This window comes from Peribacillus phoenicis, assembly GCF_047238085.1.
In the GTDB taxonomy this organism is placed as follows: Bacteria; Bacillota; Bacilli; order Bacillales; family DSM-1321; genus Peribacillus.
The window spans coordinates 2446309-2467032 of the sequence record NZ_JBDFMF010000001.1 but is presented as its reverse complement, the minus strand read 5'-3'; the positions used below and the strand labels follow the sequence as shown (position 1 = coordinate 2467032).

Genomic DNA, 20724 nt, shown 5'->3' with positions numbered 1-20724 from the left:
CATGGGTAATAATGGTATAGTGGTTATTGCCATTGATCAGTTCAAAAGGAAGCTGGATATCTGAGTTAAGCTTTGTAAAAATTATAGCAAAAGGAGCAATTTAATTATGACCATGCGACTGTCTCCATATTTAATGATGAACGGAAATGCGAAGGAAGCGATCCAATTTTACGAACAAGCATTGGATGCAAAAGTCCTTTTTAATCAATCTTTTGGAGAAATGCCAGAAAATCCGGAATTTCCTCTGCCAGAAGAAGCAAAAAATCTTGTGGCACACGCAATGTTAAGGGTTGGGGAAACGGACCTCATGTTTTCCGATACTTTTCCAGGTCAACCCAGTCAATCTGGAGATCAAGTCACGATCTGTATTTCAATAAACGATATTGAAAAATCAAAAAGAATCTTTGAAACTTTGTCTCAAGGCGGAGAAGTGAAAATGCCGCTACAGGAAGCTTTTTTCAGCCCTGCATATGGAATTGTAACAGACAAATTCGGTGTAACCTTTCAAGTTTATACAGAGGGTCAACAATAATCTCTAGTTAAATAATAGCGGCTGCTTTGGTAATTATTAGTTACAACTGTTATTAAAGGCTCTTTTCGTAAAGATTGTTGTTTTTAAAACGAAACTATTTAAGGTTGATTGGAGCGGAAGTGCGAGACTCCTGCGGGAGCAGCGGGACAGGTGAGACCCCACAGGCGTTTACGCCGAGGAGGCTCACCGCCCGCCCCGCGGAAAGCGAGCATCTGGAGGGGAAATCAACCACACCGCACTACTTAGTAAATAGCAACAAAGTATGCGAAAACAGCTTTAATAAAAAACCCAATTTCTCAATTTTATATCACTGAGGGATTGGGATTTTTAATATTGGTGTGTATCCTTAACCTTACTGCTTATGGAATTATAGGAATGATACCTATCGCTTTTCCTATGCTGTCTAAGTTCATTCCGGCGGTAGGATATCATGTCAGGTAAGACCACGTTTATGTATTATATAGGCCTTCAGAAAGATTCCAAAATAAAACACTTTTCCTCCGGGTCAATTCACGTGCTTTCTTCACTGCCATACGGGCTCTCGCTGTCATTTGTCCTTATCTACAATTTTCCGTGCTCCGTTCTGGTCCACTTTTAACTTTGATACCTTATCGTTATCTCTCTGTGATATTCGTCATATATTCTTCATCTGTTTGTTCTTTGTTTAGAAAATGGCTATGCTATCATTTAAAACATTGGCATACAAATTAGCCGCATTGTTTGTAAAATATATTCCTTTTAATAGGCTAATATCAATCGAAGTAATATTACATTGCGTAATAAGGGGGAAGGGGGAACAACGTGAACACAGATCAAGCTTTCGACCTGTTAAAGGATGCAGGAGTAACAGAAAGCAGCAGTATACAAACTGTTAGACGCTGGCTTCGTGAAGGTAAGATTAAATATGAGGGAGGAAACGGGATTAGAAAAACTGGATACATAATGGATGACACAGATCAAGCATTTGAAATGTTAAAAGATGCAGGAATAACAGAAAGTAATAGCTTACAAACTGTTAGGCGCTGGCTTCGTGAAGGTAAAATTAAAAAGGCGGGAAACGGAAAGAGGAACACTGGATACATAAGCGATGAAACTGCTTCAAAGCTGGCTATAAATGATTTTATAGATCAAAATAAGGACGAAATCATACACCGATTAAAATTGAAAATACAAACTCAAGATAAGCATATAGAAGGAATCGAAGAACTTCATGAAACTGCAAAAAGAATATTGATTCAGCAAAGGGATATGTTCAAAAAGGAAGTTGCCATACTAAAGAATGAGAAAAGTGAATTACAAAATGAAACAAAGGATTTATTAAAAGAAAATATTGAATTACGTAATGAATTGATAAAATTAAAAGAAAACATCAGAAATAATTACAATATTGACACCACTGCTCAATCAAATGATTATAGTAAAAAATTAGGGCTTTCTAAAATGGCGAGCAATAAAGAAGTGTTAGCAGAATATAAAGGGTTATTAAAAATAACTCATCCTGACCATAATGGCAACGCGAAGGTATTTCATTACATTAAGACTGATTACGATAATTTTAGAAAGAGCAACAAAGGTAAATGAGAGTGTTTAAATAATACAAAGTATGATCAAATCAAACTTAACGAGAATTCCAGGGAAAAAGCATGTTTTGAAACGAATCGATTGTTTAGGATCCAGAGCGCTATGAAGTTCAAGGGAACATTAATATTTTGATTCCATTCATTTGGCCATTTTAAATAAACAGATTCCAAATGAACAAATAGGTGCCTCAGTTCATTTGGCACCTAAAATTGAAACATTTATAGTCCAGCGTTTACATTATCAAGCTGCAGACTATTTTTTTTGTCTCCTCATCCATTGTGTTGCAACCCATTTTTCACCAGTGATAACTGGCGCTCCACTGTGTAAAGTTAGTTCGTTTAGGTTTTTATCGTTATAGAAATATTCGAAATATACAGCCATTCCTTTTCGCGGTGACACTGAAAAATTCAATTTAGGAAAAAAAGTTTCCCCTCCATGCTCCACATCATTTAAATACATGATGATTGTGCTAATTCTATTATTTTTTGCTGCCAGACTTGTAGATGTAAAAAAATCAAAATGAGCTTTATATTCTTGACCAGGAGTATATTTAAGAATTTGAATACCATCTCCATGTTCAATGGGGATATTCATGATGGTTGATATTCTTTTTTCAATTTTGGTTATGATGTCAAATTCATTTTCTTGAAAAAACATGCTACTGCTTGTTCTTATTTCATTTACCTCGTGTGTAACTCCAATTTTGGAACGGTGCATTTTGTCTTTTGACAATCTAATAAGTTCGTCACATTCATCCTCACTTAAAACATTTCCTAAAACTACAATTAGAGGTTCTTCTAATCTAGCAATTACGTTAATTTCTCGATCTTCTGTTATAATTTTATTTCCAATATGATTAAAGATGGTTTGTTCTTTAACTGTCAACTTTCATCGACTCCTAAAAGAATGAATTTTCCGAACAATTAGTTTCTGTAAGCGGTTTCCCTGTTAATTATACCATAAACGTTGTTATATAACTGTTTCTTATTCTGCTAACATCTATATTGAGATAATTTAATTGAACATTTTGTCGAAAAAATGGGATATGGGATTTAAAAAAGAAGTCGTGTTAATTTATTCCAATCAGTATTCCAAAAATAACCTCGGTAGAATATATGATAAAACCATATTCAAAGCAGTTAAGTAATACATAATTAAAATGGTAAAAAATAGATTTGTTAAAGGGAATTCAATACTTTTGTTGAACATGAATATTGTGGAACATTTTTACTGTTTGATGATGTGTTATTGTAATCGTTTACATCTGGGTATTTAACATATTTTCGTGGGAGTGATTATAGGTTATTTTCACATTGATGTATTTAACAAAACCATTAGCGAATGGAGGTTAACCCATGGTTAGCACGATGGCAATCAATAAAGATGATTCCCGTTCCTTCCTAACGGAAGAGCACTTATTATTTAAACAATCAATTCGTGAATTCCTCGCCAAGGAGGCTGTCCCCTTTTATGATCAATGGAAAAATGAAGGGGGGATACCTTGCTCGTTTTGGAAAAAGATTGGAGATAATGGATTTTTATGTCCGTGGCTTGATATGGAATTCGGTGGGTTAGGAGCAGATTTTGGATATTCAGTTGTGCTGACAGAAGAATTGGAAATGGTTGGATCAGCCTTAGGGGGAATATCCATTCATTCGGATGTTGTAGCCCCTTATATAGCTTCATTCGGAACAATAGATCAAAAACAAAGGTATTTACCAAAGTCCATTACAGGAGAAATGATTTCCGCATTTGCATTCACAGAGCCGGGAATGGGTTCGGAAATAGCGGATATTCAAACCACAGCCATCAAGAAAGACGGGTATTATATAGTCAATGGAGCTAAAACGTTTGTCACAAATGGTTTTAAAGCTGACTTCATGATAGTAGCATGCAAAACTGATCTTAATGCTGTTCCTTCTCAGGACGGAATCAGTTTGCTGCTCATTGATAAAGATACGTCAGGGTTTTCACGAGGAAGAAAGCTTGGTAATGCAGGACAGGGAAGATCAGACACAGCCGAGCTTTTTTTCGATGATGCTTTAGTACCTGTTGGCAACCTCCTTGGTGAGGAAGGGAAGGGTCTTTCATATATCATGCAAAAACTGCAGCAGGAAAGACTAATATGTGCGATCAGGTCCTTAATCGCAGCGAAAGACATGCTTCACTTAACGATGAATTTTATAAAAAGACAAAAAGCATTTGATAAGAAAATAAGTAAATTTAAAAATGCACAGTTTACCATTGCTGAAATAGCGACCGATATTCACCTGGGAAGGACGTTTGTTGATGAGTTGATCTGTAAACATATGACTGGGGAGAATATCATTACTGAAGTATCGATGGCTAAATATTGGATAACAGAGATGTCTAAGCGAATATCTGAAAAGTGCATGCAGTTACATGATGGATACGGATATATGGAAGACGATAAAATTACCCGGCGTCACCGGGACATTCCTTTGTCAACATTCTTTACAGGGACAGATGAAACAGTAAAAATTCTGATTGCTAAAAATATCGGGTTTTAATTCATTATTAATACTTTAAATCAATCAACTGCCTCAATTAAAATGAGGTGGTTTTTTTATACCATTTTTTCAATATAATTACATATGACTAGTTTTTTAAATGAAAAGGTTTATACAGCTTATCTTATGGGTACAAGAGACAGTGCATATGAAAAATTAATATATTTGTAAAATTTGTAATTGTATGCGAATGATGGAGGTGCTTGTTATGTTAAAAATCGAAAATGTATCGAAAATCTATAAGGGAGGAAAGAAAGCTGTAAAGAATATTTCTTTGGATATTAAAAAAGGGGAGTTCATTTGCTTCATTGGTCCGAGTGGATGTGGTAAAACAACGACAATGAAAATGATTAACCGCCTTATCGAACCATCTGAAGGCAAAATACTTATTAATGGTGAAAATATCATGGATAAAGATCCAGTCGAGCTAAGAAGACAGATTGGGTACGTTATCCAGCAAATCGGACTTTTCCCTCACATGACGATTCTAGAAAATATCACCCTCGTTCCAAAACTTCTAAAATGGAATGAACAGAAAAAAAAGGAACGCGCACTGGAATTGCTTAAGCTTGTCGATATGGGACCCGAATACCTGGAAAGGTATCCTTACGAATTGAGCGGCGGGCAGCAACAAAGGATAGGCGTTCTCAGAGCACTTGCTTCCAATCCTCCACTCATTTTAATGGATGAACCTTTTGGCGCATTAGATCCAATCACCCGCGATGCCCTTCAGGAGGAATTTAAAAATCTGCAGCGCACACTTGATAAAACAATCGTTTTTGTTACCCATGATATGGATGAAGCCATTAAGCTAGCCGACAGGATCGTCATCTTAAAGGCTGGTGAAATAGTCCAAGTGGGAACACCGGATGAAATCCTAAGAAACCCGGCCAATGAGTTCGTTGAAGAATTCATCGGCAAAGATCGATTGCTCCAAACAAGACCGAATGTTGAGTTGGTCGAACAAATCATGAGTCGAAACCCTATATCCATTACAGAAGAAAAATCCCTTACCGATGCTATAACGATAATGCGGGAGAAAAGAGTCGATTCTTTACTTGTGGTCGATGAGCAAAATGTTTTGAAAGGGTTCGTAGATGTTGAAACGATCAGTGAATATCGAAAAAAAGCTAAATTTATCAGTGAAGTCATTAATACTGAAATCTATTCAGTGAAACAGGATACTTTAATCCGTGATTCCGTTCAAAAGATTTTAAAGCGAGGGTTCAAATATGTGCCGGTGGTTGACCAGAATAAACATTTGGTCGGAATTGTCACTAGGGCAACATTGGTCGACATCGTATATGACAGCATCTGGGGAGAGGAAGAAAATCAAATGGCAGAAATGGCAGAAATGTTTTAGGAGGTGAATCAGATGGAAGCTTTGCTCAATTTTTTACAAACGAACTGGCAAGAATTGATTTATAAGGCATGGGAGCACTTATATATATCCATGATCGCTGTTTTCCTCGGAATAATAGTTGCTGTACCATTAGGGATCATGTTGACCCGAATGAAAAGGAGCGCTTCGATAATAATCGGAATTGCAAACATAATGCAGACACTGCCGAGCCTTGCAGTCCTGGCCTTTTTCATTCCTTTCCTCGGCGTTGGGAAAACACCCGCAATAATTGCGTTATTTTTCTACTCTGTTTTACCCATACTCAGGAATACATACACAGGCATTAAAGGCGTGAATGAAAATCTGCTGGAATCCGGCCGCGGCATCGGAATGACAAGCTGGGAGAGAATTCGTCTGGTAGAATTCCCGCTGGCACTTTCAGTCATTATGGCTGGTATCCGTACGGCTTCCGTCTATTTAATCGGGTGGGCCACCTTGGCTTCTTTTATTGGAGGCGGAGGACTTGGAGATTACATTTTTATCGGTTTGAATTTATACCAAACAGAATATATCATCGCAGGTGCAGTTCCGGTAATCATCATGGCTATCCTTGTGGATTATGTATTCTCGATCATTGAACGAAAAGTCGTTCCAAAAGGATTGAAAGGTATGAAGGAAGTTGCTTGAGGAGGATTACCATGTATAAAAAAATGAGACGTACAATTTTAATGGCCCTTTTAGTTTGTTCATTAATGATCACCGGTTGTTCTTTACCTGGTTTAGGGTCATCTTCTGAATCTACTGTCAAGATCGGTGCCCAAAGCATGACCGAATCCGAAATTCTTGCGAACATGATTGCTCAACTCCTTGAAAGGAATACGGAACTTGATACGAAAATCATCAAAAATCTAGGTTCCAATTTCGTTCAGCAAAAAGCGATGGAGACCGGTGATATAGACATTGCCGCAACTCGATATACAGGGACGGATTTAACGAGTGTCCTGGGACAGGAAATCGAAAAGGATCCAGTAAAGGCGATGGAAATTGTTCAAAGGGAATTCAAAGAACAATATGGGTTCAAATTTTTTGATTCCTATGGGTTCGATAACACGTATGCCTTTACGATTTCAAATGAATTGGCTGAGGAAAAAGGGTATCAGAAAATATCTGATTTGGAAAAGGATGCAGATCATTTAAGGTTAGGTGTAGATAGTGCTTGGCTGAAAAGAAAAGGGGATGGTTATAGAGGGTTCGTCGATACATATGGATTGGAATTTGGGGAAACTTATCCGATGCAGATTGGCCTGGTATACGATGCAGTCAAAAATGGACAGATGGATATTGTTCTTGCATACTCATCAGACGGACGGATTAAGGTTAATGATTTGAAGCTTTTAGAAGACGATAAACAATATTTCCCACCATATGACTGTTCACCGGTCGTTACCGAAGAATTATTGGAACGATATCCTGAGATTGAAGATGAACTTAATAAGTTAATTGGCGAAATCACTACTGAAACCATGCAGGAACTGAACTATGAAGTTGATGGGAACTTGAAGGAGCCATCGGTCGTAGCTTCAGAATTCCTTAAAGCACATAAATATTTTGAATAAATGGGAGGTGCAAACTAATGGAAACCTTGCAACAGCTGGGAACTTATTATTCACAGAATTGGATGTATGTACTTACTGAATTTTATCGCCATTTTTTAATGTCAGCATATGGGGTTTTATTTGCAGCAATTGTAGCCATCCCGATAGGCATTTTCATCGCTAAACATAAGAAATTGAGTAATTGGGTATTTTCGATAACGAATGTCATACAAACCACACCAGCATTGGCTATGCTCGCACTCTTGATGCTAGTAATGGGGTTAGGAACAAATACAGTAATCTTATCATTGTTTTTATATTCCTTACTGCCGATCCTGAGGAACACTTATGTCGGTATTACAAGTATAGATCATGCTTATTTAGAATCTGGAAAGGCAATGGGGATGACGAAGCTGCAGTTACTAAGAATGGTCGAACTGCCATTATCTCTGTCTGTCATCATGGCTGGCTTACGTACAGCGCTTGTCGTTGCAATTGGAGTAACTGCTGTCGGTACATTCGTAGGGGCAGGCGGACTGGGGGATATCATTGTCAGGGGAACGAATGCTTCAAATGGAACGGCAATCATACTTGCAGGAGCAATCCCGACGGCATTGATGGCCATTCTCTCAGATCTTATACTCGGATGGCTGGAACGAATTCTTTCACCGATAAAAAAGAAAAAAATTCATACTGCATAGAACAAAATCAAGACAATTAAAGAGCCAATGCTGATGAAACGGCTCTCAATTTCTAGGCAAAAGGGGTTCGGAATTAAAAAAATTCCGAACCCCTTTTAAAATTCCCTTTGGTTTTCTGTTGCATCTGCGAAAATACGCTCGTTACTTTTCGTTTCGCATATATAGGTTTTACACCTTGATGATTCCCGCAGATAATCTGCTTCTTCTAATAAGCTTGCCAGATGCCGTGTCACTACCTTTTGATGGTCTTTGCTTTCTGTACATCGTGATAAAGATGAGCATGTTGCACTAATTTGTTTTGGCGATACTCGCGATAACCTTCTTTAATTGTTGAGTAATTAAAAATTTCGTCCGAAGGGGCAAAGGTAACATTAACAATCAAGGTGTTCATCGTAAACAAAGTCATTTTTGTTGTGAAAGAATCCTTCTTTTGTGCGAGAACGTATAGGGGTAAAGCAGGTGTGATTGCTTCGTTTAATAGAATCTTTCCTCAAGTGATGTTTCCAAAACAACTGATTTGAAGCAACGCCTTCAACTCTCAGGTATGGTTTCTATCTAAATTTTATAACAAAGTTGATTGGAGCGGGTGTGCGAGACTCCTGCGGGAAAAGCGCGTCTAGGGGAGACCCCGCAGGCACAAGCCGAGGAGGCTCCCGGACCGCCCGCGGAAAGCGAGTGCCTGGAACGGAAATCAACGTTCAAAATGTACAAGCCATGAAGAAACTATAGGCAAACTCATTTTAACGGTTGTCTACAGACTCAGAGCCAATGCTGATGCAATGGCTCTTTTTATCAGGTTTATTTACCAGAAAATAACTTTTTCCTTTTAGAAGATGGAAGTTGAGCCCTGCCTGCTTAGTTTTTTATTTCAGAAAAAGGGTAACTATAAGGATAGTACTAAAAAAATATAAGGGGAATCAATCATGAAACTTACACCAGAGCAGCGTATTGAACTTCATGGCTTTAATAATCTTACGAAATCTTTAAGCTTTAATATGTATGATATTTGTTACACAAAAACCAGGGAAGAGAGGGAGGCCTACCTGGATTATATCGATGAACAATATAATGCAGAGCGGCTTTCGAAGATCTTGCACAATGTTGCGGATTTAATAGGGGCGCATGTCTTAAATACGGCCAAACAGGATTATGTCCCTCAAGGCGCCAGTGTAACCATTCTTGTTTCAGAAGGACCTGTCGTCGAAGTACCTATGGGGACTTATGAGGAATCACCAGGACCTTTACCTGATAATGTGGTCATGCAACTGGATAAAAGCCATATTACCGTACATACATACCCTGAATACCACCCAAATGAAGGCATTAGCACATTCAGGGCCGATATTGATGTCTCTACTTGTGGAGAAATATCACCTCTTAAAGCCCTTAATTATCTCATTCATTCCTTCGATACCGACATTATCACGATCGATTACCGAGTGAGAGGCTTTACGAGAGATAAAGATGGGCGAAAATTGTTTATTGACCATGATATTAATTCCATTCAAAACTATATTCCTGATGAAGTAAAGGGTTTATATGACATGATTGATGTGAATGTATACCAGGAAAATATATTCCATACAAAATGTAAGCTGAAAAGATTTGATATTAATAATTACTTATTCGGTTATACAGAGGAAAAGCTGAATAAAGAGGAAAGGCAAGAAATTATAGAAAGGCTTCAAACGGAGATGGATGAAATTTTTTATGGTGCCAATGTTCCGCATCCAATAGAAAAAAACAAGCATGCCGATTAAGGGATGCTTGTTTTTTTGAAAAGTTAATTTAAATGGAATGCCTGCACCAATACATACCCGAGGCATGTCAATAAGATAGAGCCGATCAGTCCAGCTAAAAAAGGTTTACCTCCATATTTTCTAAAAGTTACAAGGTCAATATTCAATCCTAGTCCTGCCATGGCCATAGCCATGAGGATATAGGAAAGCATAACAAGTTTATCAGCTAAAGGTTCAGGAACTGCACCAGTAGAGTAAATGGCACTCATTATTAAAAATCCAAAAATGAACCACGGTATCTTAATGGAATTCCAGGAAAATTTCTTTCCGGTAACTGTTGATCGGTCTTTCCAATTCATGATGAACCCAATTAAAATGGCAACGGGAATGAGCAGTGCCACCCTTGTCAATTTGACCACCACTGCCAAGTCGACTGCCTCATTTCCCCCTGGAGCTGCTGCAGCGATGACATGAGCAATTTCATGGAGTGTCGCACCCGAAAAAATACCATATCCTTGATCGGATAACTGCAATAATGGATATAGGATCGTATATCCGAAAGTGAAGGTTGTGCCTAAAACAGCAACCGTCGCTACAGCTATTGCTGTATCTTTTTCCTTTGCTTTTATTTGCGAGGAAATTGCCAGGATGGCAGCAGCTCCACAAATTCCCGTTCCGCAAGCTGTCAATATGCCAAGTTTTTTCTCAACTTTAAATAGGCGGGTCAATCCATAAACTACTAATATACCAAATGCAAGACTAATGGCACCAACTGCAAATGTTTTCGGACCGGCATTAAAAATATCCTTTAGGTTCAAGCGCATGCCCAATAAGATAATGCCCACTCTCAAAAGGACTTTACTTGAATAATTTGTCCCTGCAACGGCGTAGGCTGGGACGCCAATTAGCGATTTCCAAACAACACCAATCAGTATCGCAATGACTAACTGTCCCATTATATGAAGGAATGGAAGCTCTGCTAAGTATTTTGCTGCAATGGCAATTAGCAAAGTCAATGCTATTCCTTTTGTAAATCCAAGTTTTTTAGTTATAACCTTTGTTTGTTCCAGTGTGATCACTCCATCTATGTTGATGCCTTAACTTTAAAGCTTAATTAAAAATAAGTGAAATATATTTTTGCTATTTCAATGATTACTTCTACTTATGATAAAATGAAACGCATAGGTAAATAGGGAGGTAACCATGGATCCATTAAAAGTATTCGTAACCGTAATCGAACAGAAAAACTTTTCAAGAGCAGGGGACATTCTGAACCTGTCGCAGCCAGGAGTCAGTCTTCACATAAGGAATCTGGAAAATGAGTTAGGAACGAAATTAATTTATCGTTCTCCCAAACAAGTTCAAATAACAGAGCCGGGAAAAATTTTGTATAGACATGCAAAGCAAATGCTTAATCATTATGAGACAGCAAAAAGAGAAATAAATGAATTTAATAACGTGGTTAGCGGAACGATGAAAATAGGTGCAAGCTTCACGATAGGAGAATATTACCTTCCAAAAGTATTGGCAGAATTTGCGGCTCAATATCCGATGGTGGACATACAAATCATCATCTCGAATTCAAATGATGTCATTCAAGGAATACGTTCGAATAAGCTTGATATCGGCTTGATTGAAGGTGAAACGGATTATAAAGATATAGATGTCAGACCATTCATGAATGACGAGATGATAGTTGTCGTCCCCCCTGATCATCCACTTTCACAGATGGATCTCATCGAGGGCACCTTGCTCCAAAACCAAACATGGGTACTAAGGGAGCAAGGATCGGGAACCCGTACATATTCCGATAAACTTCTCAGCAGTCTGGAGTTAGACATAAAGAAAACCTTTATTTTCACCAGTATCCAAGGAGTGAAAGAAGCGGTGATGGCTGGGCTTGGCATTGCCCTTTTATCCCGATTGACTGTACAAAAAGAATTGAAGTCCAATGAATTGAAAACCTTCCATTTGAAAAATGAGCCCATTATAAGACCTTTTTCGATCGTGAAAAAGTTGGACTTCGAAGCATCAAAAGCCATGGAGTTGTTTTTAAGGAAGGTCGAAGAATTTGCGATAAAGGGCCGTCCTAAATAAAACCTTAAACATTTGCTCATCCTTTCATTTTCAATGAAGAGGTTGGGCATTTTTAACGACGAAATATTATTAATTTTAATGAAAACGTCGAAAGTAATTTGGAATATGTCAATGATTAAACGAATTTTACGTATTTTAACATAATAGCAAACATATAAATTTAATAGGCAGTCTCCAGGAAGTTCTAAGTCCCTGTAGACTTTTCCTGATATTAATAATCTTAAAAGGAGCAACCACATTGGCTATAGAGGAGCAGAAAGATAAACGGATTTCTGTTTTCGACAGGATTATTGGATTCATGCCGAAATTTTATGTGATTGGAACAATTTTAATTTTTGTTTATACGCTAGTTGCGATGGCTCATTTAGGTATCCAAACTTTGAAAAAGCCAGAGGAAACCGTTGTACCTGCCCCCCCTGTTTCTCAAGGCTTTGAACATACATTGATATCGTTAATCATCGAACCGATCGTAACATCTGAATTTTATCAAATCATCTTTAACACGTTATTTCTTTACCTAGTTTGGATATTGCTTTTCCTATTAGCACCGATTGCTTTTTACCGTTTAAAACACTTTAAATTTTTTAATATCGAAATTGAAATTGAAAAACAAGATGCAGCCGTTTATGAAGTATTCAGCATGAGCAGTTCAAAAATGAAATTTGCTGCGTATTTAACATCCGAGGAATTTCAATTGGAGATATCAGAGGAAATTGCCAACAGCAAGGATTTTAAAGCACCCTTAGTCTATACATTGGACTGTGCCGTGGATTTTTATTCCGATCAATTAGGACTTTCCTTTACCTATGATATCTATACCCTGAACCAGTTCAAAAAAGCAAAGCTGCCTAAATCCATCAAAGCGATGCTTGATAAGTCCATTCAAACCGGCGATCCGTGCATTACGAATAAAAGTAACAGCGATAGTGAATATTACAAGAATTTCCTTCTTTTTTATTTCGAAAACATGGACGGGAAATTCGTCACTGTCTTAAATAGTTATCAAACTGAATTTGATACATTCGATAAATCACTGCTAAAAATCCTGCAAAACGTCATTTACGATTACTATTTACAATATAACTATATTTACGAAGCGAGCGAGAAGTTGGAAAAGAATGAAACCATTCCCCATAATAATTAAAAAAACCACCCTACAAGTGGTTATTTTTTTTGGAAAGGTGATTGTTAATTATATTTTGGACAATTTCATTGTTCCCAATGAGCTCAGATGATTTATTGACATGCTGTTCCCGAAAATCCATGTTCTTTATTTTCTTAGACTTTTTCCCATTTTTAAAATTATTGAAGGCATTTAAAAAAGCTATCTGAATCACTCCCCTTATAGATTAGTATATTCATATGATGGATAAAATTTCATGAAAAACCTCAATTTATTAAAAAATGTTAATGTTGTTTCCTTTATGATGTTCCGCGTTCAATATAGTATTAAAAGATGATTTCCGAAAAATAAAATAAATGTCAATAAAAAAGGAAAATCAAAATATTCGTAAAATATATTTGTTGTATATTGACAGTTGATTAACGAAGGTGGTACTTTATACATAGGCGTTCTTTATAAAGAACGAATATTGAAAGCTTACAAGAATTATGGTTTGGGAAGTTCTTTTTTAAGTACATATCATATGATGTATTTTATCTTGAGCATTCACCGGCAGGAGGAAAAATATGAGTGCAATCGCTGGCCTCTATCATTTAAACCAAGAACCAATCAATCTCCATCATGTGGATATATTAATGAAATCATTACATAAATTTCCGGCAGACAGCATTCAAATATGGAATGATGAGAGAGTCCTATTTGGCTGCCATAATCAATGGATTACCCCTGAATCGGTGAATGAAACTCTGCCATTTTATGATTATGCCAGACAGCTTGCCATTACCGCCGACGCAATCATTGATAATCGGGAAGAATTATTTGAACGATTACAGGTTAAGAATTCTGACCGACTGAATATGACGGATAGCCAATTGATTCTGCTTGCCTATTATAAGTGGGAAGAGGAAACACCAAAGTATTTGGTTGGTGAATTTGCTTTCATGATTTGGGATCAAAAACAACGCAAATTGTTTGGAGCTCGTGACTTTTCAGGAAGTCGCACTCTTTATTTTTTTAAAAATCAAGATAAATTAGCATTTTGTACTACGGTTGAACCGTTGCTTAATTTGCCATATATAGAAAAGAGATTGAATGAGGAGTGGTTATCGGAGTTTTTGGCCATTCCCATTAATGTGGAATCAGTAGATTCCTCTTCAACAGTTTATCAAAACATTAAACAGATATCCCCTTCACATTCAATAACGATCATTGATGGAAATATAACGTTTTCACGTTATTCCTTTATTAAAAACGAAGTGAAGCTAAAGTTAAAGACTAATGAAGAATATGAGGAAGCTTTCAGAGAAGTTTTCGATAAAGTAGTGAGATCCAAATTAAGGACCACATTTAATATTGGTTCACATTTAAGTGGAGGACTGGACTCTGGATCCGTCGTTAGCTTTGCAGCCAGGGCTTTAGATGAGCAAAAAAAACAGTTATATACATACAGCTATGTACCAGTTGAGGATTTTGTCGATTGGACTCCTAAAAGCAGAGTAGCTGATGAAAGGCCTTTCATTTCTTCTACTGTTGAACATGTAGGAAATATCAGGGATCACTATTTGGATTTTAAAGATAAAAGCCCTTTATCAGAGGTGGATGATTGGCTTGAAGTGCTAGAAATGCCTTATAAATATTATGAAAATAGTTTTTGGTTAAAAGGAATTTATGAAAAAGCTGCACAAGAGAATATCAGGGTGCTACTAAATGGTCAAAGAGGTAATTGGACCATATCATGGGGACATGCTTTAGACTATCAAGCTAGTTTATTAAAGCAGTTTAAACTGGTTCACTTTTACAAAGAATTACATTCATTCTGTGAAAATCATGGAGTGAACAAATCAAGAGTTATGACAGAGGTAAGAAAAAAAGCCTTCCCATCATTATCCTCAGCAGGAGAACCTTATCCAATGTTAATAAACCCTGAATTCGCAAGAAGAACGAAAGTATTCACCAAATTAGAAGAACATAACATTGATGTTAAAGGTACCATTAGACAAAATGTTTTTACTATGAAAAGAACTCAATTTGAACAATTATACTATTGGAATATCAATGGGAATATTTCCACCAAGCTATCCTTAAGACATTCTATAGCTGAACGTGATCCAACTAACGATCTGCGTATCATCCAATTTTGCAATTCAGTTCCAGAATCACAATATGTATTAAATGGTCAGGATCGCTCCTTAATAAGAAGGGCCACTAAGGACTATCTGCCTGATAATGTTAGGCTGAATAATAAAACGCGCGGAATACAAGGATCAGATGGAATTCATAGGATGGCATCATCATGGAGTTCTTTCATAGATGAAATGCATAGTCTTAGTAAAGATGAAGTCATGTCCGAATTTTTAAATATGGAGGAAGTTAGAAAAGCACTTAGTAGCGTCGAACAAAACCCTCTTCCAGAAAAAGTGTTTGATGATGATTTCAGGATTTTAATGCGAAGCATAATCGTGTCACGATTTATAAAAAAACATTTTTGAAGGGAGGTGAAACGATGAAACAAGAATGGGAAAAACCAAAATTAGAAATACTTAATGTTAATTTGACAATGGCTGGACCAGGAAGGAGACTTCCGGATGCGGTTCAACCAGATCCGGATGATCCGGTAAAATACAGTTGAGTTTCATTTAAAGAGGATTAAAGCCCTTACACCTTGAAAGTGTAAGGGTTTCTATTGAAAAAAGTGATGATATGTTTGGAGTGAAGAAGAATGTTAAGCACCAAAAAAACATATACGTATACCACATTTGGGTTAATTGTAGAAAGTGAACTGCCCCTACCTGAATTAGAGCAAGTAACAGATAAAGAGAGGGAAGTAGATTTAACGATCACAAAGAAAGATTTATCAAATGTTTGGTCTGAAATAAACCCTTTAAATAGTAGAGGTTTTATCGTTGAAGGAAATCAGGTTATGTTCGAAGTGCCGGGACTCGCTGTTTTTTCAATAGAAGGTGGGAAAACCATTACGTTTTCAACTTACGGCAATGATAACGACGATAAAATTCGGCTTTATATTTTAGGAAGCTGTTTAGGAATTTTATTGATGCAAAAAAGGGTATTGCCACTGCATGGAAGTGCAATAGCGATTGAAGGAAAAGCATATGCTTTTATTGGTGAATCAGGAGCTGGCAAATCTACTCTAGCTTCCTCTTTCGTAAACAAGGGGTATAAACTTTTAAGTGATGATGTAGTGGCAATATCTCTAATGGAGGAAAACCAGCCATGGGTTAACCCCTCATACCCTCAACAAAAGTTATGGCAGGAAAGTTTAAACGCTTTTGGATTGAATTCAACTGATTACCAACCTTTATTCGATAGGACGACAAAATTTTCGATACCAGTGCAAGCAGACTTCTATAACAAACCTTTGCCACTTGGAGGGATATTCGAATTAGTTGGAGCTGATATAGAATCGATTGAACTTCAAACTATTGAAAAGCTTCATCGATTTCAAGTAATGCACGAACATACCTATAGACGATCTCTAATTGAAAGAATGCATATGATGGATTGGCATTTCAAGATTTGTGCAAAGTGTATGAATTCCGTGCCGATTTATCGATTAAGTCGTCCAACCTCAACATTCACAGCCCACGAAATTGTAACCACGGTTCTAAGTGTAATTAAAGGAGAGAAAATAAATGATTAACGCATCAGTTCTATCAAAAAATAAAGTAATTACTCAAAGCCAGGGAAATATTGTTAGTGATATGGATGGGGAATTGGTCATGCTTAGCATTGAAAAAGGGAATTATTATAATCTGGGAGTTCTAGGTGGGGAAATTTGGAGTTTAATTGAAAAACCAATTATAATTAGTGACTTACTAGATAAATTGATTTCACAGTATGACGTCAGTCAACAAGAATGCGAAGAAGAAGTGTTATCGTTTTTAAGTGATTTATATAATGAGGGATTAATTATCTTACCAGCTGAAATTTAAGCATTTATATTCCAGTTTATATAGGGGCAAAATATGAATCTTTATAAAAAAATTAACACGTTCATATCATTCAATAGGAGCATGAAGGGGTTATTGTTTGAAGCTTTATTTTTTTTAGCAGTGGGCCGTATTTTTAAATTGTTTCCATTTATTAAGAGTGCCCGATTATTGGGAAACCACATGGAAGAAACCAGCTATTCTATAAAATATTTAGATAAAGAAGTAATCAAGAATATTTCAGATGCCATACATATCATGAGCCGTTATACATTCTGGGAGAGCCAATGTTTAGTTAAGGCGGTAGCTGGAATGAAAATGCTTGAAAGAAGAGGAATGGAAAGTACAGTTTACTTTGGCACGGCAAGAGATGAAAAAGGTGATTTGATTGCTCATGCTTGGTTGCGGAGTGGTCCGTATTATGTAACGGGCGCAGAAGAAATGGGTAAATTCATTGTTGTCGGGAAATTCGCTAAAACAAAAAAAGCTTAAAAAGAGGGAATTAAATGAATGACAAAACCAATTTCGATTCTTCAAGCATATCTAATGAATTAAAGTTTTTATTGGATTGTCTGAAAAGTGAAACAAACAAGCAGTTTCCATTTAATGTAGAACAAAACCTTGATTGGAATTTGTTCTTGAAACTAGCCAGGCATCATCGGGTTTACCCACTTATTTATCCAAAACTAAAATCCGCAAATTATATTCCTGCACCTATAACTCAATCGATGTACTACGATTATCAAAAAAACACCTTTAAAATGTTAAAGCTAAGTGGGGAAATCGAAAGAATTTCCCGAGTTGTTTTTGAAAATGAAATTTCGACGCTTTTTTTAAAAGGACCTATACTGGCAGCTGACTTATATGGAGGTATATCCCAAAGGACGTCAAGTGATGTTGATATTTTGGTTAACATCGATGATCTAGAAAAGATCGAGTCCCTTTTAATTCAAATGGGATATGTAAAAGATGAATATATACAAACCGTATTAAATGATTGGAAGTGGCGCCATCATCATTTTGTCTATTTTCATACCGAGAAAGAGATTAAACTTGAAATTCATTGGCGTTTAAACCCAGGTCCAGCCAAGGAACCAACTTTTAATGAATTATGGCTAAGAAAAAGGGTTAGCTCACTAACTACTTCATATCCGATATATTGTTTAGGTAATGAGGATCTCTTTTTATTTCTAACTTCACATGGGGCACGTCATGGATGGTCACGCCTTCGCTGGCTAGTGGATATCGACCGACTTTGCCAAAAAAAATTGGATTGGGATAAAATCATTAGCCTGCTAAAAAAATATCAATATATGCATGTTGCAGGTCAAACATTAGTCCTGACTTCCCAATTGTTAAATACACCGATATACAAGGAAGTAAACGATCTTACATTAAAATACCGTTCCAATCGATTGGCACAAGAAGCACTATTTTATATTAAACGATTCATTAACCTTCATGATGAACCACTATCTGAAGAGATTGCTAGTTATCATAAAAAGCATCTATTTTCACTCATGTCATTTCAGAATAAACTGTTATTCATCCTCAGTTTTCTTCATCCTTATTTTGAGGATACAAAAACCTTGCCGTTGCCTCAAAAGCTCCATTTTTTATATTTTCCTTTGAGGCCTTTTTTATGGTTTTGGAGAAAAACGAGAATACGAAATGTCATAGGAGGATAAGATGAAACAGCTGTGGTTCTTTTTCAAAAGGCTATACACTTTCACAGGGAAAATACTTTTTATCAATATGCTAGGAATGGTCATTGTTAGCTTATTGGACAGTGTAGGCATTCTTTTATTAGTACCGATGATAAGTGTTAGTGGAATTATAGATATAGATCTATCAAATAATCTTCCTTCCACGCTCTCATGGATAGTCGAGATACCTAAAATGATAAGTCTATCAATTATTTTAGGTTTTTATATTGTTTTAGTGATTCTCCAAAACATCCTGCAACGAAATCTTACAATACGTGATGTGAGAATGCAGCAAGCATATATAAGTCATTTAAGGATTCAATTGTATCAGTCATTATTACATGCCAACTGGGAGTTCTTTATTAAAACACGGAAATCGGATTTAATAAATATCATGACAAACGATTTAGCACGAGTTAGTGCAGGAATTAATTTAATCTTACAATTATTAGCCTCAGTGATCTTTACTTTCATTCAAATTTGTGTGGCGTTTTGGTTAGCTCCGAAAATTACAATATTCGTTTTGGTTGCTGGTTTGGTCCTGGCCTTATTTTCAAGGAAATTCATCCGAAAAGCTAAGTCATTAGGAAGTAGGACGTCTCAATTAGCACTAAGATATTTAGCCAGCGTTACCGATCAGTTAAATGGAATTAAGGATATAAAAAGCTATCATTTAGAGAAATCACATGTAAATTGGATCAGTTCTTTAACTAAGGAAATGAACAACGAGCAAGTTGAGTATATTAAATTAAACACAAAATCTCAATTATCATATAAAGTATCATCTGCCTTATTAATTGCATCTTTCGTTTTTTTATCCATTACACTTTTTGCTGCTCAACAGGAAGAACTTTTACTCATTATCCTTATTTTTTCAAGGTTATGGCCTAGATTTACAGCCATACAAAGCAATATGGAAAATATTTCTTCAACTTTACCAGCTTTCAAATCCATTATGAAAATAGAAGGTGAAGCGAAAGGCTACAAAGAGGCTTATAGTCTTGAGAATATCATGCCAATTGTCATCGAACAAAAACTGGAATGTCATGATCTTTTTTTTCGTTATAACAAAACTGAAGCAGACTATACTCTGCAAAATATCAATATAGCAATACCCGCTAATAGGTTGACGGCTATCGTTGGTCCATCCGGGGCAGGTAAAAGCACATTAATCGATCTAATAATGGGCCTCATGCTCCCTGATGTGGGAGAGATTATAGTTGATGGTAAAAAACTTTCTAGAAAAGATTTAATCGGTTTAAGGAAATCGATTAGTTATGTTTCCCAAGATCCATTTTTATTCAATGGAAGTATAAAGGAGAATTTGCTTTTAGTCGATCCGAAGGCAAGCGACCAACAAATATGGGGAGCATTGGAATTTTCTGCCGCAGCTGATTTTGTGATTAAATTGCCTCAAAATATAGATACGGTAATTGGGGATAGAGGCATTAGGTTATCCGGGGGAGAAAGACAGAGACTAGTTCTAGCAAGGGCTATATTACGTAAACCATCGATTCTGGTTTTGGATGAAGCTACCAGCGCCCTTGATAACGACACTGAAGCCAAAATTCAAAAAGCTATCGAAACTTTACAGGGCCGCATGACCATCATTGTCATTGCACACCGTTTAAGCACCATAAGGAATGCCGATCAAGTCATCGTATTAGAGAAAGGTGAAATTTTACAGAACGGTGAATATAGTGAGTTGTCTAAAGAAAGAGGTTTATTTAAACAATTGCTAACAAGAGAAGTGGATACGATAAATTCATGAAAGAATTTCTAAAATAAAAGTAGATAACTAGTTGACTCGTTCTTTATAAAGAACTAAAA

General features: G+C 36.6%; 19 protein-coding genes and 1 pseudogene. 17 read left to right on the top strand and 3 right to left on the bottom strand.

The window, feature by feature from the left end; translation table 11 throughout:
- Window positions 1-106 precede the first annotated feature (106 nt).
- Window positions 107-532: a VOC family protein gene (locus ABC374_RS12080; RefSeq protein ID WP_350298895.1), complete on the top strand. Its 426-nt coding sequence runs from the start codon at window positions 107-109 to the stop codon at window positions 530-532.
- Window positions 533-1017: 485 nt separating this feature from the next.
- Here the strand turns inward: ABC374_RS12080 and ABC374_RS12075 are convergent.
- Window positions 1018-1115, bottom strand: a pseudogene (locus tag ABC374_RS12075) (hypothetical protein); the annotation flags it as partial.
- Between the two features lie 218 nt (window positions 1116-1333).
- On the opposite strand from ABC374_RS12075, the gene ABC374_RS12070 reads away from it, so the two are divergent.
- A complete protein-coding gene (locus ABC374_RS12070; RefSeq protein WP_413017977.1) occupies window positions 1334-2113 on the top strand; it encodes a hypothetical protein in 780 nt (259 codons plus the stop codon).
- Window positions 2114-2365: 252 nt separating this feature from the next.
- On the opposite strand, the gene ABC374_RS12065 is transcribed toward ABC374_RS12070, so the two are convergent.
- Window positions 2366-2998, bottom strand: coding sequence for a 2OG-Fe(II) oxygenase (locus tag ABC374_RS12065; protein WP_350298893.1), 633 nt, complete (start codon window positions 2996-2998; stop codon window positions 2366-2368).
- 470 nt (window positions 2999-3468) lie between these two features.
- Between ABC374_RS12065 and ABC374_RS12060 the strand changes: the two genes are divergently transcribed.
- From ABC374_RS12060 to speD, 6 genes are all read left to right on the top strand, one after another.
- Window positions 3469-4644: an acyl-CoA dehydrogenase family protein gene (locus ABC374_RS12060; protein WP_413017974.1), complete on the top strand. Its 1176-nt coding sequence runs from the start codon at window positions 3469-3471 to the stop codon at window positions 4642-4644.
- 208 nt (window positions 4645-4852) lie between these two features.
- Window positions 4853-6007 (top strand): betaine/proline/choline family ABC transporter ATP-binding protein, encoded by a 1155-nt coding sequence (locus ABC374_RS12055; protein ID WP_413017972.1) that lies wholly within the window; start codon window positions 4853-4855, stop codon window positions 6005-6007.
- A gap of 12 nt (window positions 6008-6019) precedes the next feature.
- Window positions 6020-6673 carry an ABC transporter permease gene (locus ABC374_RS12050; RefSeq protein ID WP_133346510.1) on the top strand — a complete coding sequence of 218 codons (654 nt, stop codon included), beginning with the start codon at window positions 6020-6022 and terminating at the stop codon, window positions 6671-6673.
- 11 nt (window positions 6674-6684) lie between these two features.
- Entirely contained in the window at window positions 6685-7602 is a 918-nt protein-coding gene (locus tag ABC374_RS12045) for an osmoprotectant ABC transporter substrate-binding protein (RefSeq protein ID WP_350298890.1), read from the top strand.
- A 17-nt stretch (window positions 7603-7619) separates the two neighbouring features.
- Window positions 7620-8282: an ABC transporter permease gene (locus ABC374_RS12040; RefSeq protein WP_096339450.1), complete on the top strand. Its 663-nt coding sequence runs from the start codon at window positions 7620-7622 to the stop codon at window positions 8280-8282.
- A 923-nt stretch (window positions 8283-9205) separates the two neighbouring features.
- Window positions 9206-10042 carry an adenosylmethionine decarboxylase gene (speD, locus tag ABC374_RS12035; protein ID WP_095391141.1) on the top strand — a complete coding sequence of 279 codons (837 nt, stop codon included), beginning with the start codon at window positions 9206-9208 and terminating at the stop codon, window positions 10040-10042.
- A 23-nt stretch (window positions 10043-10065) separates the two neighbouring features.
- Here speD and ABC374_RS12030 read toward each other — a convergent pair whose 3' ends face one another.
- Window positions 10066-11091, bottom strand: a complete 1026-nt coding sequence (locus ABC374_RS12030) for a YeiH family protein (RefSeq protein ID WP_413020329.1) — start codon at window positions 11089-11091, stop codon at window positions 10066-10068.
- A gap of 133 nt (window positions 11092-11224) precedes the next feature.
- Between ABC374_RS12030 and ABC374_RS12025 the strand changes: the two genes are divergently transcribed.
- The 9 genes from ABC374_RS12025 to ABC374_RS11985 all read left to right on the top strand — a co-directional run bounded on the left by ABC374_RS12025 (window position 11225) and on the right by ABC374_RS11985 (window position 20665).
- Window positions 11225-12118, top strand: coding sequence for a selenium metabolism-associated LysR family transcriptional regulator (locus tag ABC374_RS12025; protein ID WP_350298888.1), 894 nt, complete (start codon window positions 11225-11227; stop codon window positions 12116-12118).
- Window positions 12119-12356: 238 nt separating this feature from the next.
- Entirely contained in the window at window positions 12357-13262 is a 906-nt protein-coding gene (locus ABC374_RS12020) for a hypothetical protein (RefSeq protein WP_413017968.1), read from the top strand.
- Between the two features lie 545 nt (window positions 13263-13807).
- Complete coding sequence (locus ABC374_RS12015; protein ID WP_413017966.1) at window positions 13808-15730, top strand: asparagine synthase-related protein; 1923 nt, start codon at window positions 13808-13810, stop codon at window positions 15728-15730.
- A 14-nt stretch (window positions 15731-15744) separates the two neighbouring features.
- Window positions 15745-15870, top strand: a complete 126-nt coding sequence (locus ABC374_RS12010; protein ID WP_413017964.1) for a paeninodin family lasso peptide — start codon at window positions 15745-15747, stop codon at window positions 15868-15870.
- A 90-nt stretch (window positions 15871-15960) separates the two neighbouring features.
- Window positions 15961-16899 carry an aldolase gene (locus tag ABC374_RS12005; RefSeq protein WP_413017962.1) on the top strand — a complete coding sequence of 313 codons (939 nt, stop codon included), beginning with the start codon at window positions 15961-15963 and terminating at the stop codon, window positions 16897-16899.
- Window positions 16892-17191 carry a lasso peptide biosynthesis PqqD family chaperone gene (locus ABC374_RS12000; protein WP_350298884.1) on the top strand — a complete coding sequence of 100 codons (300 nt, stop codon included), beginning with the start codon at window positions 16892-16894 and terminating at the stop codon, window positions 17189-17191. The genes ABC374_RS12005 and ABC374_RS12000 overlap by 8 nt, the downstream gene beginning before the upstream one ends.
- 33 nt (window positions 17192-17224) lie before the next feature.
- Window positions 17225-17680 carry a lasso peptide biosynthesis B2 protein gene (locus tag ABC374_RS11995; protein WP_350298883.1) on the top strand — a complete coding sequence of 152 codons (456 nt, stop codon included), beginning with the start codon at window positions 17225-17227 and terminating at the stop codon, window positions 17678-17680.
- Between the two features lie 14 nt (window positions 17681-17694).
- The gene (locus ABC374_RS11990; protein WP_413017959.1) at window positions 17695-18876 is read left to right on the top strand and encodes a nucleotidyltransferase domain-containing protein; all 1182 of its coding nucleotides are present in this window, start codon (window positions 17695-17697) and stop codon (window positions 18874-18876) included.
- A gap of 1 nt (window position 18877) precedes the next feature.
- Window positions 18878-20665: an ABC transporter ATP-binding protein gene (locus ABC374_RS11985; RefSeq protein ID WP_413017957.1), complete on the top strand. Its 1788-nt coding sequence runs from the start codon at window positions 18878-18880 to the stop codon at window positions 20663-20665.
- Window positions 20666-20724: the final 59 nt, after the last annotated feature.